We start from the raw sequence: 19,678 nt of genomic DNA on the forward strand, positions 1-19,678 counted from the left end.
CCGGCCGTTGGAGATGCCTGGGATTGAAGCCGTGGACGTGGCGCTGCCCACCCTGCCCTCCGAGGGCGCGGTGAACACGACGCTGACGGTGGTCGCCCTGTCGCCGCGGGTGGCCAAGAGCATCGCCGCCCGGGTTTCACCCCACGCTTCCCTCCCCTCCGTTTCTTCCACGCATCGCGCGCCGCCCCGCCCCGAGCCATGAACGATCGAGTCATTCATCCCAAGGCCGACACGCTGATGGACCTCCTCGCGCTCCGGGTGGAGACGCGCGCGGACTTCCCCGTCTACACGTTCCTGGAGGACGAGCCGGGGGAGCAGTCCGAGCTGACGCACGCGGGGCTCTTCACACGGGCGCGGCGCATTGGCGCGCGGCTGGCGGAGCGGCACGCGGGACAGCGGGTGATGCTGCTCTACCCGCCGGGCACTGAATACATCGCGGGGTTCTTCGGCTGCGTCCTGGGCGGCGCCGTGGCGGTGCCCGCGTATCCGCCGGATCCGGCGCGGCTGGAGCGCACGCTGCCGCGCCTGCGCGCCATCATCCGCGACGCCCAGGCGACGGTGGTGCTCACCACGTCCTTCATCCTGGAGCTGGCGGAGTACATCTTCGAGCTGGCGCCGGAGCTGCGGGACCTGGAGTGGATCGCCACCGACGCGCTGCCCGAGGGGCTGGAGGACGGCTGGCGGCGCCCGGAGCTGACGGCCGGGTCGCTGGCGTTCCTTCAGTACACGTCCGGCTCCACCGGCATGCCCAAGGGCGTGATGGTCCGCCACGGCAACCTCGTGGCCAACATGCGGATCATCACGCTGGGCCTGGACCTGCGGCAGGATGACCGGTGGGTGATGTGGCTGCCGCCGTACCACGACATGGGCCTCATCTCCGGCATCCTCAACCCGCTGTACGCGGGCAACCCGGTGACGCTCATGTCGCCGCTGTCCTTCCTCCGCAAGCCCCTGCGGTGGCTGGAGGCGATGTCGCGGCTTCGCGCCCAGGTGTCCGGTGGCCCCAACTTCGCGTTCGACCTGTGCGTGCGCAAGACGACGCCTGAGGAGCGGGCCACGCTGGACCTGAGCCACTGGCGCGGCGCCATGAACGGCGCGGAGCCCATCCGCCCGGACACGCTGGAGCGCTTCGCGCGGACCTTCGCGCCCCAGGGTTTCCGCATGGAGACCTTCATGCCGGGCTACGGCCTGGCGGAGGCGACGCTCGCCCTCACCGGCGGCGTGACGACCGCGCCCCCCGTGCTGCTCCCGGTGGTCGCCTCCAGCATGGAGGGCCACCGGCCCGTGCCCACGAGCGCGGACGCGCCGGAAGCCCGCGTGCTGGTGGGCAGCGGGAGGGTTCTGCCCGACCACGACATCCTGGTGGTGGAGCCACGGACGTGCCAGCTCCGGGCCCCCGGCGAGGTGGGCGAGCTCTGGGTGTCCGGCCCCAGCGTGGCCGCCGGCTACTGGAACCGGCCCGAGCTGTCCGAGGAGATCTTCCGTGCCCGTCTGGCGGATGGCACGGGCCCCTTCCTGCGCACGGGCGACATGGGCTTCATGCGGGACGGCGAGGTCTTCATCACCGGCCGCCGCAAGGACCTGATCATCGTCCGCGGCCGCAACCACTACCCCCAGGACCTGGAGCTGACGGCCGAGCGCAGCCACCCGGCGATCCGGCCGGGCTGCAACGCGGCCTTCTCCGAGGACGCGTCGGAGGGCGAGCGGGTGGTGATGGTCGTCGAGGTGGGCGACGAGACGGTGGACGTGGAGGCGGTGGCCGCCGCGGTGCGCGCGGCCATGGAGCAGGAACACGAGCTGCGGCTCGACACCGTGGTGCTGGTGCCCCACGGCGCGGTGCCCAAGACCTCCAGTGGCAAGCTGATGCGCAGCACGTGCCGGCAGTGGCTGGGCGAGGGCCAGATCCGGGTGGTGGGCCGCTCCGTGCTGACGCGCGCCTCCGCTGAGGACGCGAGCCCCGACGCCGGGCCTGGGCCGGACGTGGCCACGCTGCGGGCCATGCCCGTCGCCGAGCGGCAGCAGGCCCTGCTCGATTGGGTGCGGCGCGAGCTGGCGCGGGCCCTGCGCGCCCCGGTGTCGGCCGTGGAGCCGGCGGTCCGGGTGAGCCAGCTGGGACTGGACTCGCTGGGCATCGTGGAGCTGGGCCACGCCGTCGAGCAGCACCTGGGCGTGACGCTCCCGCTCCAGCGCGTGTTGAGCGGCCCCACGCCGGAGGAGCTCGCGGGCTTCCTCGTGCAGGCGCTCGAAGCCGCGGAGCACGTGCCCGCCTCCGAGACGACGACGGTGGCGCCCGGGGACTACGCGCTCACCCCCGGCCAGTGGGGGCTCTGGTTCCAGCACCAGCTCTCCCCGCACACCACCGAGTACAACGTCACGCAGGCCTTGCGGATCCGCTCCGCGCTGGACGTGCTCGCGTTGCAGCGCGCCTTCCAGGCACTGGTCGACCGTCACGCCAGCCTGCGCACCCTCTTCGTCCGCGTGGAGGGCCAGCCCGTCCAGCGCATCCTGCCCCACGCCCCGGTCCACTTCGTCCACGAGGACGCCACCGCGTGGGACGCAGCGCGGCTGGAGCAGTTCCTGGGCGAAGAGGCGGCCCGGCCCTTCGACCTCGCCTCCGGGCCGTTGATGCGCGTGCACGTCCTGGCGCGCCCCGCGGGCGAGCACGTGCTCATCCTGGGCGTCCATCACATCATCGTGGACCTGGTGTCCATGGCGGTGCTGCTCCACGACCTGGGCGCGCTGTACGAGGGCGAGCTCCGTCACCAGCCGCCGGCCCTGCCCCCGGTGCGGTTGGACATGCCAGGCGTCGAGCGTCAGCTGCGCGAAGTCCTCGCGCGCGACGGCGAGCGGCTTTGGGAGCACTGGAAGGAGCGGCTTGCCGGTGAGCCCACGCCGCTGGAGCTGCCCCGCTTCCGCGCGCGTCCGCCGGTGCAGACCTACGCGGGCGCGGCGCATGCCTTCCGGCTTCCGGCGCCGCTGGCCCAGCGGCTCTTCACGCTGGCCCGCGAGCGCGGCGTCACGCTCTTCACGCTGCTGCTCGCCTCGTTCCAGACGCTCCTGCATCGCTACACCGGACAGGAGGACGTCTGGGTGGGCTCTCCCGTCAACGGCCGCCCCCGGCCGCAGCTGGCGAGCGTGGTGGGTTACCTGGTCAACCAGGTGGTGCTGCGCGGAGACCTGAGCGGCGAGCCGTCCTTCCTGGAGCTGATGGAGCGCGCGCGGGGCGTGGTGGTGGACGCGCTGGCCCACCAGGAGCTGCCCTTCACCACGCTGGTGGACCGGCTGCGCGTGCGGCGCGATCCCAGCCGGCCTCCGCTCGCCCAGGTGGAGCTGGTGTTGCAGCGCGCGTCGCTGCCCGGACAAGAGGACCTGAGCGGCTTCGCCCTGGATGAGAGCGGGCTGCGGATGCGCCTGGGTGAGCTGGAGGTGGAGTCACTCGCGCTCGCGCGGCACGTCGCCCCCTTCGACCTCACGCTGACGTTCGCCGAGGTGGAGGGCACGCTCGCGGGTTCGCTCCGCTACAACGTGGACCTGCTGGACGCGGCCACCGTGGTCCGCATGGCCGGGCACCTGGAGCGGCTGCTGGAGGGCATCGCGGAGGATCCCTCGCGACCCATCTCCCGGCTGCCCCTGCTGTCGGCGGAGGAGCGCGAGGCGCTCACGCGTCCTCCCCGTTCGCTCCGCGTGGAGCCCCGGGGCGAGGCCTGCCTGCATCAGCGCTTCGAGGCGCGCGTGGCGGAGCGGCCGGACGCCGTGGCGGTGACGCTCGAGGAGCGCTCGTGGACCTACGCGGAGCTGGACGCCCGCGCCAATCAGGTGGCCCACCATCTGGTGCACCAGGGCGTCGTGCCGGGCGACCTGGTGGGGCTGTACCTGGAGCGTTCGCTGGACATGGTGGTGGCCGTGCTCGCCATCCTGAAGGCGGGGGCGGCGTACGTGCCCATCGACACGGCCTACCCCGCCGAGCGGGCCCGATTCATGCTGGAGGACAGTCAGGCTCGCGTGCTGCTCACGCAGCGCCGGCTGGCGGACTCCCTGGGTGACGTGGCGGTCCACGTGGTCGCACTGGATGAGGAGTCGCCGGGCCTCGCCGACGCGCCGCGCTCGCGGCCTGACGTCGCGGTGTCGGGCGATCTGCTCGCGTACGTCATCTACACATCGGGCTCCACGGGGCGCCCCAAGGGCGTGCAGGTGACGCACGCCAACGTCACGCGGCTCTTCGACGCCACCTGGGACGACTTCCGCTTCGACAGCTCCGACGTCTGGACGCTGTTCCACTCCATCGCGTTCGACTTCTCCGTGTGGGAACTGTGGGGCGCGCTGCTGTACGGCGGCCGGCTGGTGGTGGTGCCGTACCGGGTGAGCCGTTCCCCGGAGGCCTTCCACGCGCTGCTGCGCGCCGAGCAGGTCACCATTCTCAACCAGACGCCGTCCGCCTTCCGTTCGCTCATCCAGGAGGACCTGACGGCGCCGGCCGACGCCCTGGCCCTGCGCCACGTCATCTTCGGCGGCGAGGCCCTGCCGCTGGGCAGCCTGCGCCCCTGGTTCGAGCGTCACGGGGACGCGCGGCCCCGGCTGGTCAACATGTACGGCATCACCGAAACGACGGTGCATGTCACCTACCGGCCCCTGCGCGCGCGTGACGTGGACGAGGCGCCGGGCAGCGTGATTGGCGCGCCCATCCAGGACCTGTCCCTGTTGCTGTTGGACAAGCACCAGCAGCCGGTGCCGGTGGGCGTGCCCGGTGAGTTGTATGTCGGCGGCGCGGGCGTCGCGCGCGGCTACCTCCAGCGGCCTGAACTCAATCAGCAGCGCTTCCTGGACGACCCCTTCCGCCCGGGGACAGGCGCCCGCCTCTACCGCAGCGGAGACCTGGCCCGCGGACTGCCAGACGGCGACGTGGAGTACCTGGGCCGCCTGGATGATCAGGTGAAGGTGCGCGGCTTCCGCATCGAGCTGGGTGAGATGGAGAGCTCCATTGCCCGGCACCCCGCGCTGCGCGAAGTGGTGGTCGTGCCGCGCGAGGACGCCGCTGGCGAGAAGCAACTGGTGGCCTACCTGGTGGCGCGTCCGGATGCGCAAGCGCCCACCGTGGGCGAGCTGCGCGCCTTCCTGCGTGAGCGGCTGCCCGAGCACATGGTGCCCGCCGCCTTCGTCTTCCTGGACACCCTCCCGCTCACCGCCAACGGCAAGGTGAACCGCCGGGCGCTGCCCGCACCGGAGCGTCTGCGCCCGTCGTTGAGCGAGGGCTACGTGGCGCCCACCAACGACCTGGAGCGGCTGCTGTGCCAGGTGTGGAGCGAGGCGCTGGGCGTGGATCAGGTGGGCGTGGACGACAACTTCTTCGAGCTGGGAGGCGACTCCATCCGCAGCCTGCGCGTGGTGGCGCGGGCCCGCGAGCGGGGGCTCACGCTCAGCATCGCGGAGATGTTCGACCACCAGACGGTGGGCGCGCTGGCCCAGGCGCTGCGCCGCTCGGGTGAGACCGCCGTGCGCACCGAGCCCTTCTCGCTGGTGTCCGACGCGGACCTCGCGGCGCTGCCCGCGGGCCTTTCGGACGCCTATCCGCTGTCGCGGTTGCAGGCGGGCTTCGTCTTCCACGCGGAGCTGCGCCAGGGCTACGAGGTCTACCTCACCAGCTTCCACGTCCGGGTGCGCTTCGACGAGGACGCGCTGCGACGGGCGCTTGAACAGATGGCGCGGCGCCACCCCATGCTGCGCTCGGCCTTCGACGTCTCCTTCAGCGAACCGTTGCAGCTGGTGTACACGCACGCGCAGGCGCCGCTCGCGGTGTTCGACTGGCGGGATCGCCCGGAGAAGGAGCAGCGGCAGGACTTCAAGGCCTGGAGCCAGGCCGAGCGCCGTCTGGGCTTCACCTGGCGCGCGCCGCCGCTCATCCGGATCAACGTCCACCGCCTCACCGACGACGATTTCCGCATCACCCTGTCCGAGCCCTTCCTGGACGGCTGGAGCGTGGCCTCGCTGTGGTCGGAGCTGCTGCGGCTCTACGTGGCATCGCTGGACGGCCCGACGCCGGTGGAGCCTCCTCCGGCCACCACCTACCGGGACTTCATCGCCCTGGAGCGGGCGGCGCTGGCCTCCGAGGCGTCGAAGAACTTCTGGGCCTGGGAGCTGTCTCGACTGGAGCGCGCTCCGCTCATGCCCTGGCCGCTGGCCGAAGGAGAGCCGGCCGGACAGCACCTGCGGATCATCTTCCCGGTGGCCGACGAGGTGCTCACCGGCCTCAAGCAGATCGCCACCGAGACGACCCTCCCGCTCAAGAGCGTCCTCGTCGCCGCGCACGCGCGCGTCGTGGCGCTGCTGACCGGGAAGGACCAGGTGGTGACGGGCATCATCGCCAACGGACGCCCGGAGGTGCCCGGCGGCGATCAGGTGCTGGGCATCTTCCTCAACACGCTGCCGCTGTGCATGGACGTGGCGGGCGGGTCGTGGCTGGACCTGACGCGCGATGCCTTCGAGGCGGAGCGCGCCCGGCTGCCGCACCGGCGCTTCCCGCTGGCGGAGCTGCAGAAGACCTTCGGAGGCGGGCAGCCGCTCTTCGACACGGCCTTCAACTTCACCCAGTTCCACATCCTGGACCGGCTGCGCGAGCTGCGCGGGCTGGAGGTCCTGGACATGATGGCCACCGACCAGACGTACTTCGCCTGGACGGCCTACTTCAACGTCAACACGGCCAGCACCGAGCTGCACATCGCCCTGGACTGCAACGGCCTGGGCGCCGAGCAGGTGGAGTCCATCAAGGCGCATTACCTGAGCGTGCTCGGCGCCATGTCGAAGGCGCCTCAGAGCCGCTACGACCGGGCGGAGCTGCTGCCCGAGCGCGAGTGGCAGCAACTGCGCGCGTGGAGCGGGACGCACGCCGAGCTTCCGGGGGAGACCTGTGTCCATCACCTGGTGGAGGCACAGGCCGCGCGCACGCCGGACGCGGTGGCGCTGGTGCATGAGGCGCGGCGGCTCACCTACGGCGAGCTGGAGTCGCGCACGCGCCAACTGGCGCACACGCTGCGTGAGCTTGGCGCGGGCCCGGAGACGCGCGTCGCCGTGTGCATGGAGCGCACGCCAGAGCTCGTCATCGCCCTACTGGGCGTGATGCGCGCGGGCGGAGCCTACGTCCCGTTGGATCCGGCCTACCCCGCCGAGCGGCTGGCGTTCATGCTGGAGGACTCCCAGGCGCCGGTGCTGATCACCACGGCGAAGCTGGAGGCGACGCTGCCCTCGCACGGAGCGCGGGTCGTCCGGTTGGAGGCGGGCGCGGAGGTTCCGGTGTTGCTGGCTCCGCTGGCGCCCGCGAGCACCGGGCCGGACTCCCTGGCCTACGTCCTCTACACGTCCGGATCCACCGGCCGGCCCAAGGGCGTGGCGCTGGAGCACCGCAGCGCGGTGGCCTTCCTGCGCTGGGCGCTGTCGGTGTTCTCGCGCGAGCAGCTGTCCGGTGTGCTGGCCGCGACGTCGTTCTGCTTCGACCTGTCCTTCTTCGAGATGTTCGCCCCGCTGGCACGGGGAGGCACCGTCATCCTCGCGGACAACGCGCTGGCGTTGGCGGGGCTCGCGGCGGCGGGTGAGGTGACGCTCGTCAACACGGTGCCGTCGGCCATGACGGAGCTGGTGCGGGCCGGTGCACTGCCCGCGTCCCTGCGCACGGTGAACCTGGCGGGCGAGGCGCTCCCAGGCTCGCTGGTGGCGGACCTGTACCGCACGGGCCACGTGGAGCACGTCTTCAACCTGTACGGCCCCACGGAGGACACCACCTACTCCACGTTCACGCGGGTTCCCCAGGACGCGCGCGGCGAGCCCACCATCGGGCGCCCGCTGCCCGGCACCTCCGCATGGGTGCTGGATGCGCGCGGACGCCCCGTGCCCCTGGGCGTCCCCGGTGAGCTGCACCTGGGAGGCGCGGGGCAGGCCCGTGGGTATCTCCACCGGCCGGAGCTCACCGCGGAGCGGTTCATCCCCCATCCGCTCTCACGCGAGCCCGGCGCGCGGCTCTACCGCACCGGGGACCTGGTCCGGCAGCTGCCGGACGGCGACCTGGAGTACCTGGGCCGCATCGACAACCAGGTGAAGGTGCGCGGCTTCCGCATCGAACTGGGCGAGGTGGAGGCGGTGCTCCGCGCTCACGCGTCCGTGCGGGACGTCGTCGTCCACGCGCGCTCGGAAGCTCAGGGCGAGAAGCGGCTGGTGGCCTACGTCGTGGCCCAGCCCGGCCACGTGCCGGACGCGGCAGTCCTCAAGGAAGCAGTGCAGCGGCACCTGCCCCGCTACATGGTGCCGTCCGCCTTCGTCACCCTGGCCGCGCTGCCCCTCACGCCCAACGGCAAAGTGGACCGCAAGGCGCTGCCCGCGCCGGAGGCCGCTCCCGTGGAGTCCGGCACCGTCGCGCCGCGCACCTTCACCGAGGAGTTGTTGGCCTCCGTGTGGGCTCGCGTCCTGCGCGTGGAGCGCGTGGGCGCGTATGACCACTTCTTCGAGCTGGGCGGGCACTCGCTGCTGGCCACCCAGGCCGTCTCGCGGATCCGCGAGGCGCTTCAGGTGGAGCTGCCCCTGAGCAGCCTCTTCGAGGCCCCGACCCTGGCGGCGCTCGCGGAGAAGGTGGATGCGTTGCGCGCGGCCAGGCAGGGCCGGCAGTCGCCTCCGCTCTCACCGGCGGAGCGCACCGGGCCCCTGGCGCTGTCCTTCGCGCAGCAGCGCCTCTGGTTGCTGGAGCAGTTGGAGCCGGGCAGCGTCGCGTACAACGTGCCGGCCGCCGTGCGCGTCAGCGGAGCGCTGGACGTGGAGTCCCTGCGCCGCGGCTTCTCCGCCCTCACCTATCGCCACGAGTCCCTGCGCACCACCTTCCACGAGGGCGTGGAGGGACCCGAGCAGCGCATCGCGGACTCGCTGGCTCCCGACTTCACGGTCATCGACGTGTCGGCGCGCTCCCTGGCGGAGCGCGAGGCGGAGGTCCAGCACCGGGCCACCGCGGAGGCGCGCCGGCCCTTCGACCTGACGCGCGGTCCCCTCCTGCGCGTCACGCTGCTGCGCCTGGCCGAACGCGAGCATGTGCTGCTGCTGACCATGCACCATATCGTCTCCGACGGCTGGTCCATGAACGTGCTCGTCGAGGACCTGATGGCCCTCTACGCGGCGTTCACCCGGGGCCAGCCCTCGCCGCTCTCCGACCTGCCCATCCAGGTCGCGGATCACGCCGCGTGGCAGCGGCAGTGGCTGCGGGACGAGGCTCTGGAGACGCAGCTGGCGTACTGGCGTCAGCAGTTGGGGGACGCTCCGCGCGTCCTGGAGCTGCCCACCGACAAGCCGCGCCCCGCGGTCCAGTCCCTCCAGGGCGCGAGCTGGTTCGTCCACCTGCCCCGCGAGCTGTCCGACGCGGTCGAGGCGCTGAGCCGGCGTGAAGGCGTCACCCCGTTCATGGTGCTGCTGTCCGCGTTCGAGGTGGTGTTGCACCGGTACTCGGGCCAGGACGACCTCTGCATTGGCATGCCTGTCGCCAGCCGGAGCCGCGTCGAGCTGGAGGGGTTGATTGGCTTCTTCGCCAACACGCTGGTGCTGCGCACGCGTCTGGATGACGCGATCTCCTTCCGGGAGCTGCTCACGCGCGTGCGCACGGCGGCGCTTGGGGCCTACGCGCACCAGGATGTGCCCTTCGAGAAGCTGGTGGAGGCGCTCCAGCCCCGGCGCGACCTGAGCCGCTCACCGCTGTTCCAGGTGATGTTCACGTTCCAGAACAACCGCTTGCCGGAGACCGCCCACGCGGGCCTGGAGCTGCACCGGCTGGACGTGGATCACGGCACCTCCAAGTTCGACCTGGAGCTGGTGCTGACCGCGGCCGACGACGGCCTGCGCGGCCGCTTCGAGTACAGCACCGATCTGTTCGAGGAGGCGACCATCGCGCGCCTCACCCAGCATCTGCGCACGGTGCTGGAGGCCGCCGTCGCTCGCCCTGAGGCGTCGCTGTCCTCGCTGCCCCTCATGCCCGAGGCCGAGCAGCGTCAGGTGCTCCTCGACTTCAACCGCACCGACGCCGACGTCCCTCTCGACGTCTGCTTCCACCAGCTCTTCGAGGCTCAAGCCGACCGCGCCCCCGACGCCGTCGCTGTCCGCGACGCGTCTTCTTCCTTCAGCTACCGCGCCCTCGACGCCCGCTCCAACCGCCTCGCCCACCTCCTCGTCGCGTCTGGCGTCCAGCCCGATTCCCTCGTCGCCCTGCTGGCTCCTCGCGGCTGCGACTTCGTCGCTTCCAACCTTGGCGTCCTCAAGGCCGGCGCTGCTTGGCTGCCCCTCGACCCGCTCCACCCGCCCCAGCGCCTCGCTCAGATCCTTTCTCTCAGCCGCGCTCCCTTCGTCCTCGTCGCTGATGTCTTCGCGCCGCTGCTGGCTTCCACACTCGCGCTGCTTCCCGAGGACTCTCGCCCGCGCGTCCTTTCGCTCGAAGCCTCTCTGAACGCGGACGTTCCCTCTTCGCGTCTCTCGCCTCGCGCGTCTCCTTCGCACCTCGCCTACGTCATCTTCACCTCCGGCTCTACCGGCACCCCCAAGGGCGCCATGGTCGAGCAGCGCGGCATGCTCAACCACCTGCATGCCAAGGTGCTTGCTCTCGGCCTCGGTCCCAAGGACGTCGTCGCCCAGACGGCCTCTCAGTGCTTCGACATCTCCGTCTGGCAGTCCTTCGTCGCCCTGCTCGTCGGTGGCCAGACGCTCGTGCTCGGTGACGACGTCGCGCATTCGCCTTCTGCCCTCCTCAACGCACTGGAGGCCCACGCCGTCTCCATCGTCGAGTCCGTCCCCTCGCTGCTGAGCGCCCTGCTCGACGAGGCCGACTCTCGCGGATCCGCACGTCCCGCCCTCTCCCGCCTGCGATTCATGGTTCCCACGGGTGAGGCCCTTCCGGCGGAAACCGCTCGCCGCTGGCTTCTCGCGTGGCCCGCAATTCCCCTCGTCAATGCCTACGGCCCCACCGAGTGCTCTGACGACGTCACCCACGCAGTCCTCTCCTCCCCTCCGGCCTCCTCCGTCGTCCCCATCGGGCGCCCCGTCTGCAACACCCGCCTCTACGTCCTCGACTCTCTCCTGCGGCCCTGCCCCCTCGGCATTCCCGGTGAGCTCTTCGTCGCGGGCACGGGTGTCGGCCGCGGCTATCTCTTCGACTCCTCTCGCACCTCCGTCTCCTTCATTCCGAACCCCTTCTCGTCCTCACCTGGCGCGCGCCTCTACCGCACGGGTGATCGCGTCCGCTGGTTGCCCGACGGCTCCCTCGACTTCCTGGGCCGCATCGACTTCCAGGTGAAGCTGCGCGGCTTCCGCATTGAGTTGGGTGAAATCGAAGCCTCCCTGCGCCAACTGCCCGCCGTGCGTGACGTCGTCGTCCTCGTTCGCCAGGACTCCCCCGGCGACGCGCGTCTCGTTGCGTACGTCACGCCCAAGGCGGATGCATCGCTGGAGGTCGAAGTCCTCAAGCTCCATCTGAGTCAGGGGCTTCCCGAGTACATGGTGCCCGCCGCCTTCGTGGTGCTGGACACCCTGCCCCTCAGCTCCAACGGCAAGGTGGACCGCAAGGCCCTTCCTCTCCCCGACGCCGACGCCTCCCGCGCCGCATCCTTCGTCCCGCCCCGCACGCGCACCGAGGCCCTCCTCTGCGGCCTCTTCGCTCGCCTCCTGCGCCTGGAGCGCGTCGGCATTCACGACGACTTCTTCGCTCTCGGTGGCCACTCACTCCTCGCCACCCGCCTCGTCGCCCATGTGCGCGAAGCCCTCGGCATGGAGCTGCCCCTTCGCGCTCTCTTCGAGGCCTCTTCTCCCGCGCTCCTCGCCCAGCGCCTCGATGCGCTTCGTGCTTCCTCCGTCTCTTCTTCCGCGCCTCCTCTTCGCCCCTCACCTCGCGATGGCGCGCCTCCGCCTCTCTCCTTCGCCCAGCAGCGCCTCTGGTTCCTCGACCGCTGGCAGCCCCAAAGCGCCTTCTACAACATCCCCTCCGCGCTCCGGCTCACCGGCCCCCTTCACCTCCCCGCGCTCCAGTCGGCCTTCGACGAACTGATCCGTCGTCACGAATCTTTCCGGACGACGTTCCAGGACAGCCCTGAGGGCCCGGTGCAGCTCATCCACCCCGTGCTCACGTCTCCGCTCACCCTGGTGGATCTGAGGGAGCTGTCTTCGGAGCAGCGCGATCCGGAAGCGCTCCGCATCGCCAGCGATGAGGCCCGGCGGCCCTTCGACCTTGCGCATGGACCGCTGCTGCGCACCACGCTGGTGCGGCTCGATGCGGATCACCATGTGCTGGTGGTGGTGATGCATCACATCGTCTCCGACGGCGGATCCTCGGAGGTGGTGCTGCGTGAGCTGGCCGCGCTCTACGACGCCTTCCTTCGCGACGAGGCGTCGCCGCTTCCGCCGCTGCCGGTGCAGTACGCGGACTACGCCCTGTGGCAGCGCTCCTGGCTCCAGGGCGACGTGCTCGACGCGCAGCTCGGGTGGTGGCGCCAGCAACTCCACGGCGCACCGCATGCGTTGCGACTGCCCACGGACCGTCCGCGTCCGGCGCTGCAGACGTTCAACGGCGCCCTCCTCACCCGGATGCTGCCGCGCCCGCTCTCCGAAGCGCTGCGCGCTTTCCACCGCGCTGAAGGCGTCACCCCGTTCATGACCCTGCTGGCGACGACGCAGGCGCTGCTGCATCACTACTCGGGCCAGGACGACTTCACCGTGGGCGCTCCCGTCTCCGGCCGCACGCATGCCGGGATGGAGGCGCTCGTCGGATTCTTCGTCAACACGCTGGTGCTACGTGCCCGGTTCGATCCACGCATCAGCTTCCGGGAGCTGCTCGCCCAGGCGCGCGAATCCACCCTGGGCGCGCTCGCGCACCAGGACGTGCCCTTCGAGAAGCTGGTGGAGGCGCTCCAGCCCGAGCGCGACCTCAGCCGCTCACCCCTCTTCCAGGTGATGGTGGCCTACCAGCAGGACCTGCACGTCGAGCAGGCACTGCCCGGCCTCATCGCGCGCCCGGTGCCCCTGGATGGACAGGGCGCCAAGTTCGACCTGACCGTCTCCTTCACCGACACCGACGAAGGCCTCCGCGCGTCGTTCGAATACAACACCGACCTCCATGACGAGGCCACGGTGGCGCGCATGGCGGATCACCTGTCCGCGTTGCTCACCGAGGTCATCGCCGCGCCGGCCCGCCCGCTCGCCTCGCTGTCGCTCCTTCCGGAACAAGAGCGTCATCAGGTGCTGGTGGAGTGGAACGCCAGCGACGTGGCCTTCCCCCAGGAGCGCCTCGTCCACCAGATCTTCGAAGCCCAGGTGGCCCGCTCGCCCGAGGCCCCCGCGCTCGCCTCCGGCGACGACACCCTCTCGTTCCAGCAGCTCGACGAACGCGCCAACCAGCTCGCCTGGCATCTGCGCGCTTACGGCGTCGGTCCCGAGATCCGCGTCGCGCTCTGCGTCGAGCACTCCTTCGACCTCGTCGTCTCGATGCTCGCCGTACTCAAGGCCGGTGGCGCCTGGGTGCCCCTGGATCCAACCCTGCCCGCGGACCGACTCGCGTTCATGCTCGCCGACTCCGGCGCTCGCGTGGTCCTCACCCAGGAGCGCTTGAAGTCCGTGCTGCCCGCGCATGCCGGCGCTTCGGTGTGCGTGGACGCGGATTGGAGTCAGGTGGCCTCCCGCTCCACCCAGCCGCCTCCTCCCCGCTCCCTGCCCGACTCGCTCGCCTACGTCATCTACACCTCTGGCTCCACCGGCAAGCCCAAGGGCACCCTCCTCACCCATCGCGGCCTCTCCAACACCGCCCTCGCCGCCGTTCGCGAGCACCGCTTCGACTCCTCCTCCCACGTCCTCCAGTTCGCCTCCATCGGCTTCGATGCCTGCGTCTGCGAGGTCTTCTCCTCTCTCCTCGCGGGCGCCTGCCTCCACCTCGCCCCTCGTGACCAACTCCTCCCAGGGACTCCTCTCCACTCCCTGCTCCGCGCCCGCTCCATCTCCGCCGTCACCCTCACCCCGTCCGTCCTCGCGCAGCTCGACCCCTCTGGGCTCGACTCCCTGCGCACCGTCATCTCCGCTGGCGAGGCGCTTCCGGCTGCCGTCGCTTCCCGCTGGGCACACCCCCAGCGCCTCCTGCTCAACGCCTACGGACCCACTGAAGTGACTGTCTGCGCTTCCATCGAGTCGCAGCTCAATCCCTCTCAGCCCACCATTGGCGCTCCGTTCCCCAACGTCCGCCTCTTCGTCCTCGACTCACTCCTGCGGCCCGTCCCCGTCGGCGTCCCCGGTGAGCTCTTCGTCTCCGGCCCCGGCGTCGCTCGCGGCTACCTAGGACAGCCCTCGCTCACTGCGGAGAAGTTCATTCCTCATCCGTTCTCGCGCGAGCCGGGCGAGCGCCTCTACCGCACCGGTGACCGCGTCCGCTGGCTGCCCTCCGGTCGCCTCGAGTTCCTCGGACGCCTCGACTCCCAGGTGAAGCTGCGCGGCTTCCGCATCGAGCCCTCCGAAGTCTCTTCCCTCCTTCGCGACCACTCCTCCGTCCTCGACGCCTTCACGCTGCTTCGCGAGGACTCGCCTTCTCTCCACCGCCTCGTCTCCTACGTCGTCTCGCGCGAGCCCGGGCACGATGCGGCGGCGCTGCGCACATACCTGCGCGAGCGCGTGCCGGAGTACATGGTGCCGGCGGCGTTCGTGTTCCTGGACGCGCTGCCCCTCACCGCTAGCGGCAAGGTGGACACGCGCGCGCTGCCCGCTCCCGACGAGACCCATGTCGGCGGCGGTCAGGGCTACGTGGAGCCGCAGGGTGATCTGGAGCGCACGCTGGCGGCTCTCTGGTGCGAGCTGCTGGGCCTCAAGCGCGTGGGACGCCACGAGCGCTTCTTCGACGTGGGCGGCAACTCCCTGCTCATCGTCCGCGTGCAGGAGCGCCTCCAGACGACGCTGGACCTGCGGCTCTCCCTGCCCGTGCTCTTCCAGTACCCCACCATCGCGGGTCTGGCCGAACACCTGTCCCAGTCCGGCGGAGGCTCGCGGCTGGAGTCCAGCCAGGAGCGCGGCGAGGGCCGCAAGGAGCGCATGGATCAACAACGGGAGCAGCGACTGAGCCGCCGCAAGAAGGGAAGCGCGTGATGGCTCAGGACCCTTCATCCCCGTCCGAGTCCGTCGCCATCGTCGGCATGGCGCTGCGCGTTCCGGGCGTTCGCGATCCCGAATCCTTCTGGCGGTTGATCGACGACGGCGTCGAGCCGCGCACGTCCTTCTCCGACGCGGAGCTGGAGGCGGCTGGAGTGCCTCGCACCGTGCGCGAGCAGCCGGGCTACGTGCGCGAAGGCTTCGTCCTGGACGGCGTGGCCGCCTTCGACGCGGCCTTCTTCGGATACAGCCCCCGCGAGGCGGAGTTGCTGGATCCCCAGCACCGCCTCTTCCTGGAGTGCGCGTGGGAGGCGCTGGAGCGCTCCGGCCATGGGGACGCACGTGGGCGTGGCGCCACGTCCGTCTTCGCGGGCGAGGGCCGGAGCACCTACCTCATCGCGAACCTGCTGACCCGGCCGGACCTGGTGGCGTCGCAGGGCCTGTTCTCGCTGATGGTGGCCAACGAGAAGGACTTCCTCGCCACGCGCGTCTCCCACCGCCTGGACCTGCGCGGCCCGAGCCTCACCGTGCAGACGGCGTGCTCCACGTCACTGGTGGCGGTGCACCTGGCCTGCCAGAGCCTGCTGTCCGGCGAGTCGGACCTGTCGCTCGCGGGCGGTGTCGCGCTGGCGCTGCCCCAGCGCGCCGGCTACTCGTATCGGGACGGAGGCATCCTCTCTCCGGATGGACGCTGCCGTCCCTTCGACGCTCGGGGCGAAGGCACCATTGGCGGCTCGGGCGTGGCGGTGGTGGCGCTCAAGAGGCTGTCGGACGCGCTGGAGGCAGGAGACCGCATCCACGCGGTCATCCGCGGGTCGGCCATCAACAACGACGGCGCGGACAAGGTGGGCTTCACCGCGCCCAGCGTGGACGGACAGTCCCAGGTCATCTCCGAAGCGCTCGCGGTGGCGTGCGTGGATCCCGACTCCATTCAGTACGTGGAGGCCCATGGGACGGCCACCCAACTGGGAGACCCCATTGAAGTGGCCGCGCTCAACCAGGTGTTCCAGGGGCTGCCTCGGGGCTCCATCGCCCTGGGCTCGGTGAAGAGCAACCTGGGCCACATGGACGCGGCGGCCGGCGTGGTGAGTCTCATCAAGACGGCGCTGGCGCTGGCGCACCGGCGACTTCCCCCCAGTCTGCACTTCCAGAATCCCAACCCGCGCGTCCCCTTCGACGACGGTCCCTTCGCCGTCAACACCGCGTCGCGGCCGTGGCCCGGCGCGAAGTCCCGACGCGCGGGTGTGAGCTCCTTCGGCATGGGAGGCACCAACGCGCACGTGGTGCTGGAGGAGGCACCCACGCCCGCGCAGCGCACGCCCGCGCAGCGCCCGTGGCAGCTCCTGGCCCTGTCCGCTCGGACCGCGCCCGCGCTGGAGGAGATGACGGACCGGCTGGCCACGCACCTGGAGCAGCACCCGGAGGTTGCGCTGGCGGACGTCGCCCACACGCTGATGGTGGGACGTCGTCGCTTCGAGCACCGGCGGGTGCTGGTGTCCCAGGACGCGCGCGAGGCCCGGGAGGCGCTGGCGGCACGCGACGCGCGGCTGCTCACGGAGGTCGCGGGGGACGGGCGTTGCTCGGTGGCGTTCCTCTTCCCCGGTCAGGGCTCGCACCATGTGGACATGGGCCGCGGCCTGTACGCCGCGGAGCCCCGCTTCCGCGAGCACGTGGACGCGTGCTGCGAGCGCTTCACCCCGCACCTGGGCTCCGACTTGCGGCGCATCCTCTTCCCGGCCGCGTCGGAGCACGCGGAGGCCACCCGGAAGCTGGAGCAGACGACGTTCGGCCACCCGGCGCTCTTCACCATCGAGTACGCGCTGGCGCGCTGGTGGATGGACGTGGGCGTGCGGCCCCAGGCGCTCATCGGCCACAGCGTCGGCATGTACGCGGCGGCCTGTGTGGCGGGCATCTTCACGCTGGAGGACGCCACGGCGATGTTGGCGCTGCGCGCCCGGCTCATCCAGCAGCTGCCCGCGGGGTCCATGCTGTCCGTGTCACTCCCTGAAGCAGAGGTGCGCCCGTTGCTGGTGGGAAGGCCGGTGGGCATCGCCGCCAGCAACGCGCCCTCGCTGTGCGTCGTGTCGGGGCCTCCCGATGCCGTGCACGCGGTTCAGGCGGAGCTGGTGGCGCGCGGCGTGGAGTGCCGCCTGCTGCACAGCACCTACGCCGGCCACTCCGCGATGCTGGAGCCGATGCTGCGGCCCCTGGAAGAGGCGCTGCGCCGGGTGCGCCTGTCGCCTCCGTCCATCCCCTGCGTCTCGAACCTCACCGGCACCTGGCTCACCGACGCGGAGGCGACGGATCCTCGCGCGTGGGCGGAGCAGGTGCGGCGGCCCGTGCGCTTCTCGGAAGGCGTGGCGACGCTGCTCGAGGAGCCGGACCGGCTGCTGTTGGAGGTGGGGCCGGGGCAGGCGCTGACGATGCTGGCGCGGCAGGCCACGAACGCGGCGGGGCGCACGATTGTCGCCTCGATGCGCCGGCCGCAGGATCCTCAGCCGGACGCCGCGGTGCTCCTGAATGCCGCGGGGCGGCTGTGGTTGGCGGGCGCGGAGCTGGACGTGGAGCGGCTCCAGGGTCCGGGCGAGCACCGCCGCGTCGAGCTGCCGCCCTATCCCTTCCAGCGGGAGGACTACTGGCTGGAGGCCGTGGCGGGAACGCACGCCGCGGCGGATCCCCGGACGGCCGGGACGGCGCTCCGCAAGCGGGACGACGCGGCGGAGTGGTTCTACCAGCCGGCCTGGAAGCCCACGCCGCCACCTGCTCCCTCGGCTGTCAGTGGTGAGCGTGTGCTCGCCTTCGTCGACGCCACCGGCTTCGGCGCGGAGCTGGCGGCGCGACTGGAGGCGGGGGGCTCGGAGGTGGTGCGAGTGGTGCCCGCGTCCGGATTCTCCCAACGCGACGCGCGCACCTTCGAGCTCGTGCCTGGAGAACCCGCGCACTACCGCGCGCTGCTGGAGGCCGTGGGCACGCCCCGGCGCGTGGTGCACGCATGGGGCCTGGGCCCCACCATCGGTGGGGATGCAGACGCGGCGCTCGCCACGGAGCTGGAGCGGGGCTTCCACGGCCTCGTCGCCCTGCTGCGGGCGATCCAGGCCCGGCCGGTGAATGGGCCGGTGGACGTCGCGGTGCTGGTGAGTGGCGCATTGGAGGTGACGGGAGACGAGCCGCTGGTGCCCGCCCGCGCGCTCATGGTGGGCCCCTGCAAGGTGGTCCCGCAGGAGCACGTGGGGCTGCGCACGCGCTGCATCGACGTGCGCCTGCCCGAGGACGCGGCGAAGCAGGCGGGCCTGCTGGAACGGCTGGCGGCGGAGGTTCGCCTGGATGCGGCGGAGCCCGTGGTGGCCTGGCGCGGCTCGCGCCGCTACGCCGAGCACTTCGAGGCGACGCGGCTGCCCTCCGCGAGCGCGGACACAGCGCCGCTGCGTGAAGCGGGCGTATACCTGCTGACCGGAGGCTTGGGACGGATCGGCCTGGGCCTGGCCGAACACCTGGCGGCGGCGGTGCGAGCGCGGCTGGTGCTGGTGGGCCGCTCGACCTTCCCCTCTCCGGAAGAATGGGACGCGTGGCTGCGCGCGCACGGCGAGGAGGATGACGTGTCGCGGAAGATTCATCGCCTGCGGGCGATGGAGGCCCGTGGCGCGCAGGTGCTGGTGCTGTCGGCGGACGTGTCCCGGCGGGCGGAGCTGGAGTCCGTGGTGGCCCGCGCGCGGGCGCGCTTCGGGGCACTGCATGGCGTGGTGCACTCCGCGGGCATCATTGGCGCGCGGACGTCGGTGCCGCTGGTGGACCTGGAGCGCGAGCGGAGTGAGGAGCAGCTCGCCGCCAAGGTGCATGGCACCCGGTGGCTCACGGCCGCACTGGCCGGTGGGCCGCCGCTGGACTTCGTGGTGTTGCAGTCCTCGCTGTCCACCGTGCTGGGCGGCCCGGGGTTCAGCGCCTACGCGGCGGCCAATGCCTTCATGGACACGCTGGCGTGCGACCGCGCCCGGGCGGGCGGGACGCAATGGCTCAGCGTGGACTGGGACGGCTGGCATCAGGACAGTGAAGTGCCTGGCGCGTCGGACATGACGCTCGCCGAGGGCTCGGACGCCCTGCGGCGGCTGTTGTCCGCGCGAGCCGAGGGCCGCTGGGCGGTGTCCACCACGGACCTCTCCGCGCGGCAGGCGATGTGGCTGCGGCGCGAGCGCACCGGCACGGCACCGGCCACGAGCACGGGAGCCGGGCACTCCCGGCGCGGCGTGCGGACCGCTTTCGTGGCGCCCCGAGACTCCGTCGAGCAGGGGATCGCCGCCATCTGGGCGGAACTGCTCGGCGTCGCGGAGCCCGGCATCCACGATGACTTCTTCGAGCTGGGCGGACACTCGCTGGTGGGCGCGCAGGTCGTGGCGCGCGTCCGGCAGGCGTTCCAGGTGGAGCTGCGCCTGGGGACGCTCTTCGAGACGCCCACTATCGCGGGCATGGCCGTGGCCATCGTCAAAAGCCGCACCGAGAACATGAGCGAGGAAGAGCTGGAGTCCCTCCTGTCCGAGCTGGAGTGAGCCGCTCCCCCTCT

3 protein-coding genes are annotated in these 19,678 nt (G+C 71.5%); all 3 read left to right on the forward strand.

The window, feature by feature from the left end; all coding sequences use genetic code 11:
* Positions 1-31 precede the first annotated feature (31 nt).
* The 3 genes from D7V77_RS43535 to D7V77_RS00070 are packed head-to-tail and all read left to right on the forward strand — an operon-like array spanning position 32 to position 19,664.
* The gene (locus D7V77_RS43535; protein ID WP_158624232.1) at positions 32-202 is read left to right on the forward strand and encodes a hypothetical protein; all 171 of its coding nucleotides are present in this window, start codon (positions 32-34) and stop codon (positions 200-202) included.
* Positions 199-15,120 carry a non-ribosomal peptide synthase/polyketide synthase gene (locus D7V77_RS00065; RefSeq protein ID WP_120574207.1) on the forward strand — a complete coding sequence of 4,974 codons (14,922 nt, stop codon included), beginning with the start codon at positions 199-201 and terminating at the stop codon, positions 15,118-15,120. Before D7V77_RS43535 ends, D7V77_RS00065 begins: the two co-directional genes overlap by 4 nt.
* Positions 15,120-19,664, forward strand: coding sequence for a type I polyketide synthase (locus D7V77_RS00070; protein WP_120574208.1), 4,545 nt, complete (start codon positions 15,120-15,122; stop codon positions 19,662-19,664). Before D7V77_RS00065 ends, D7V77_RS00070 begins: the two co-directional genes overlap by 1 nt.
* Positions 19,665-19,678 lie beyond the last annotated feature (14 nt).

The sequence above is a fragment of the Corallococcus sp. CA041A genome (assembly GCF_003612075.1).
Lineage (GTDB): Bacteria > Myxococcota > Myxococcia > Myxococcales > Myxococcaceae > Corallococcus > Corallococcus exiguus.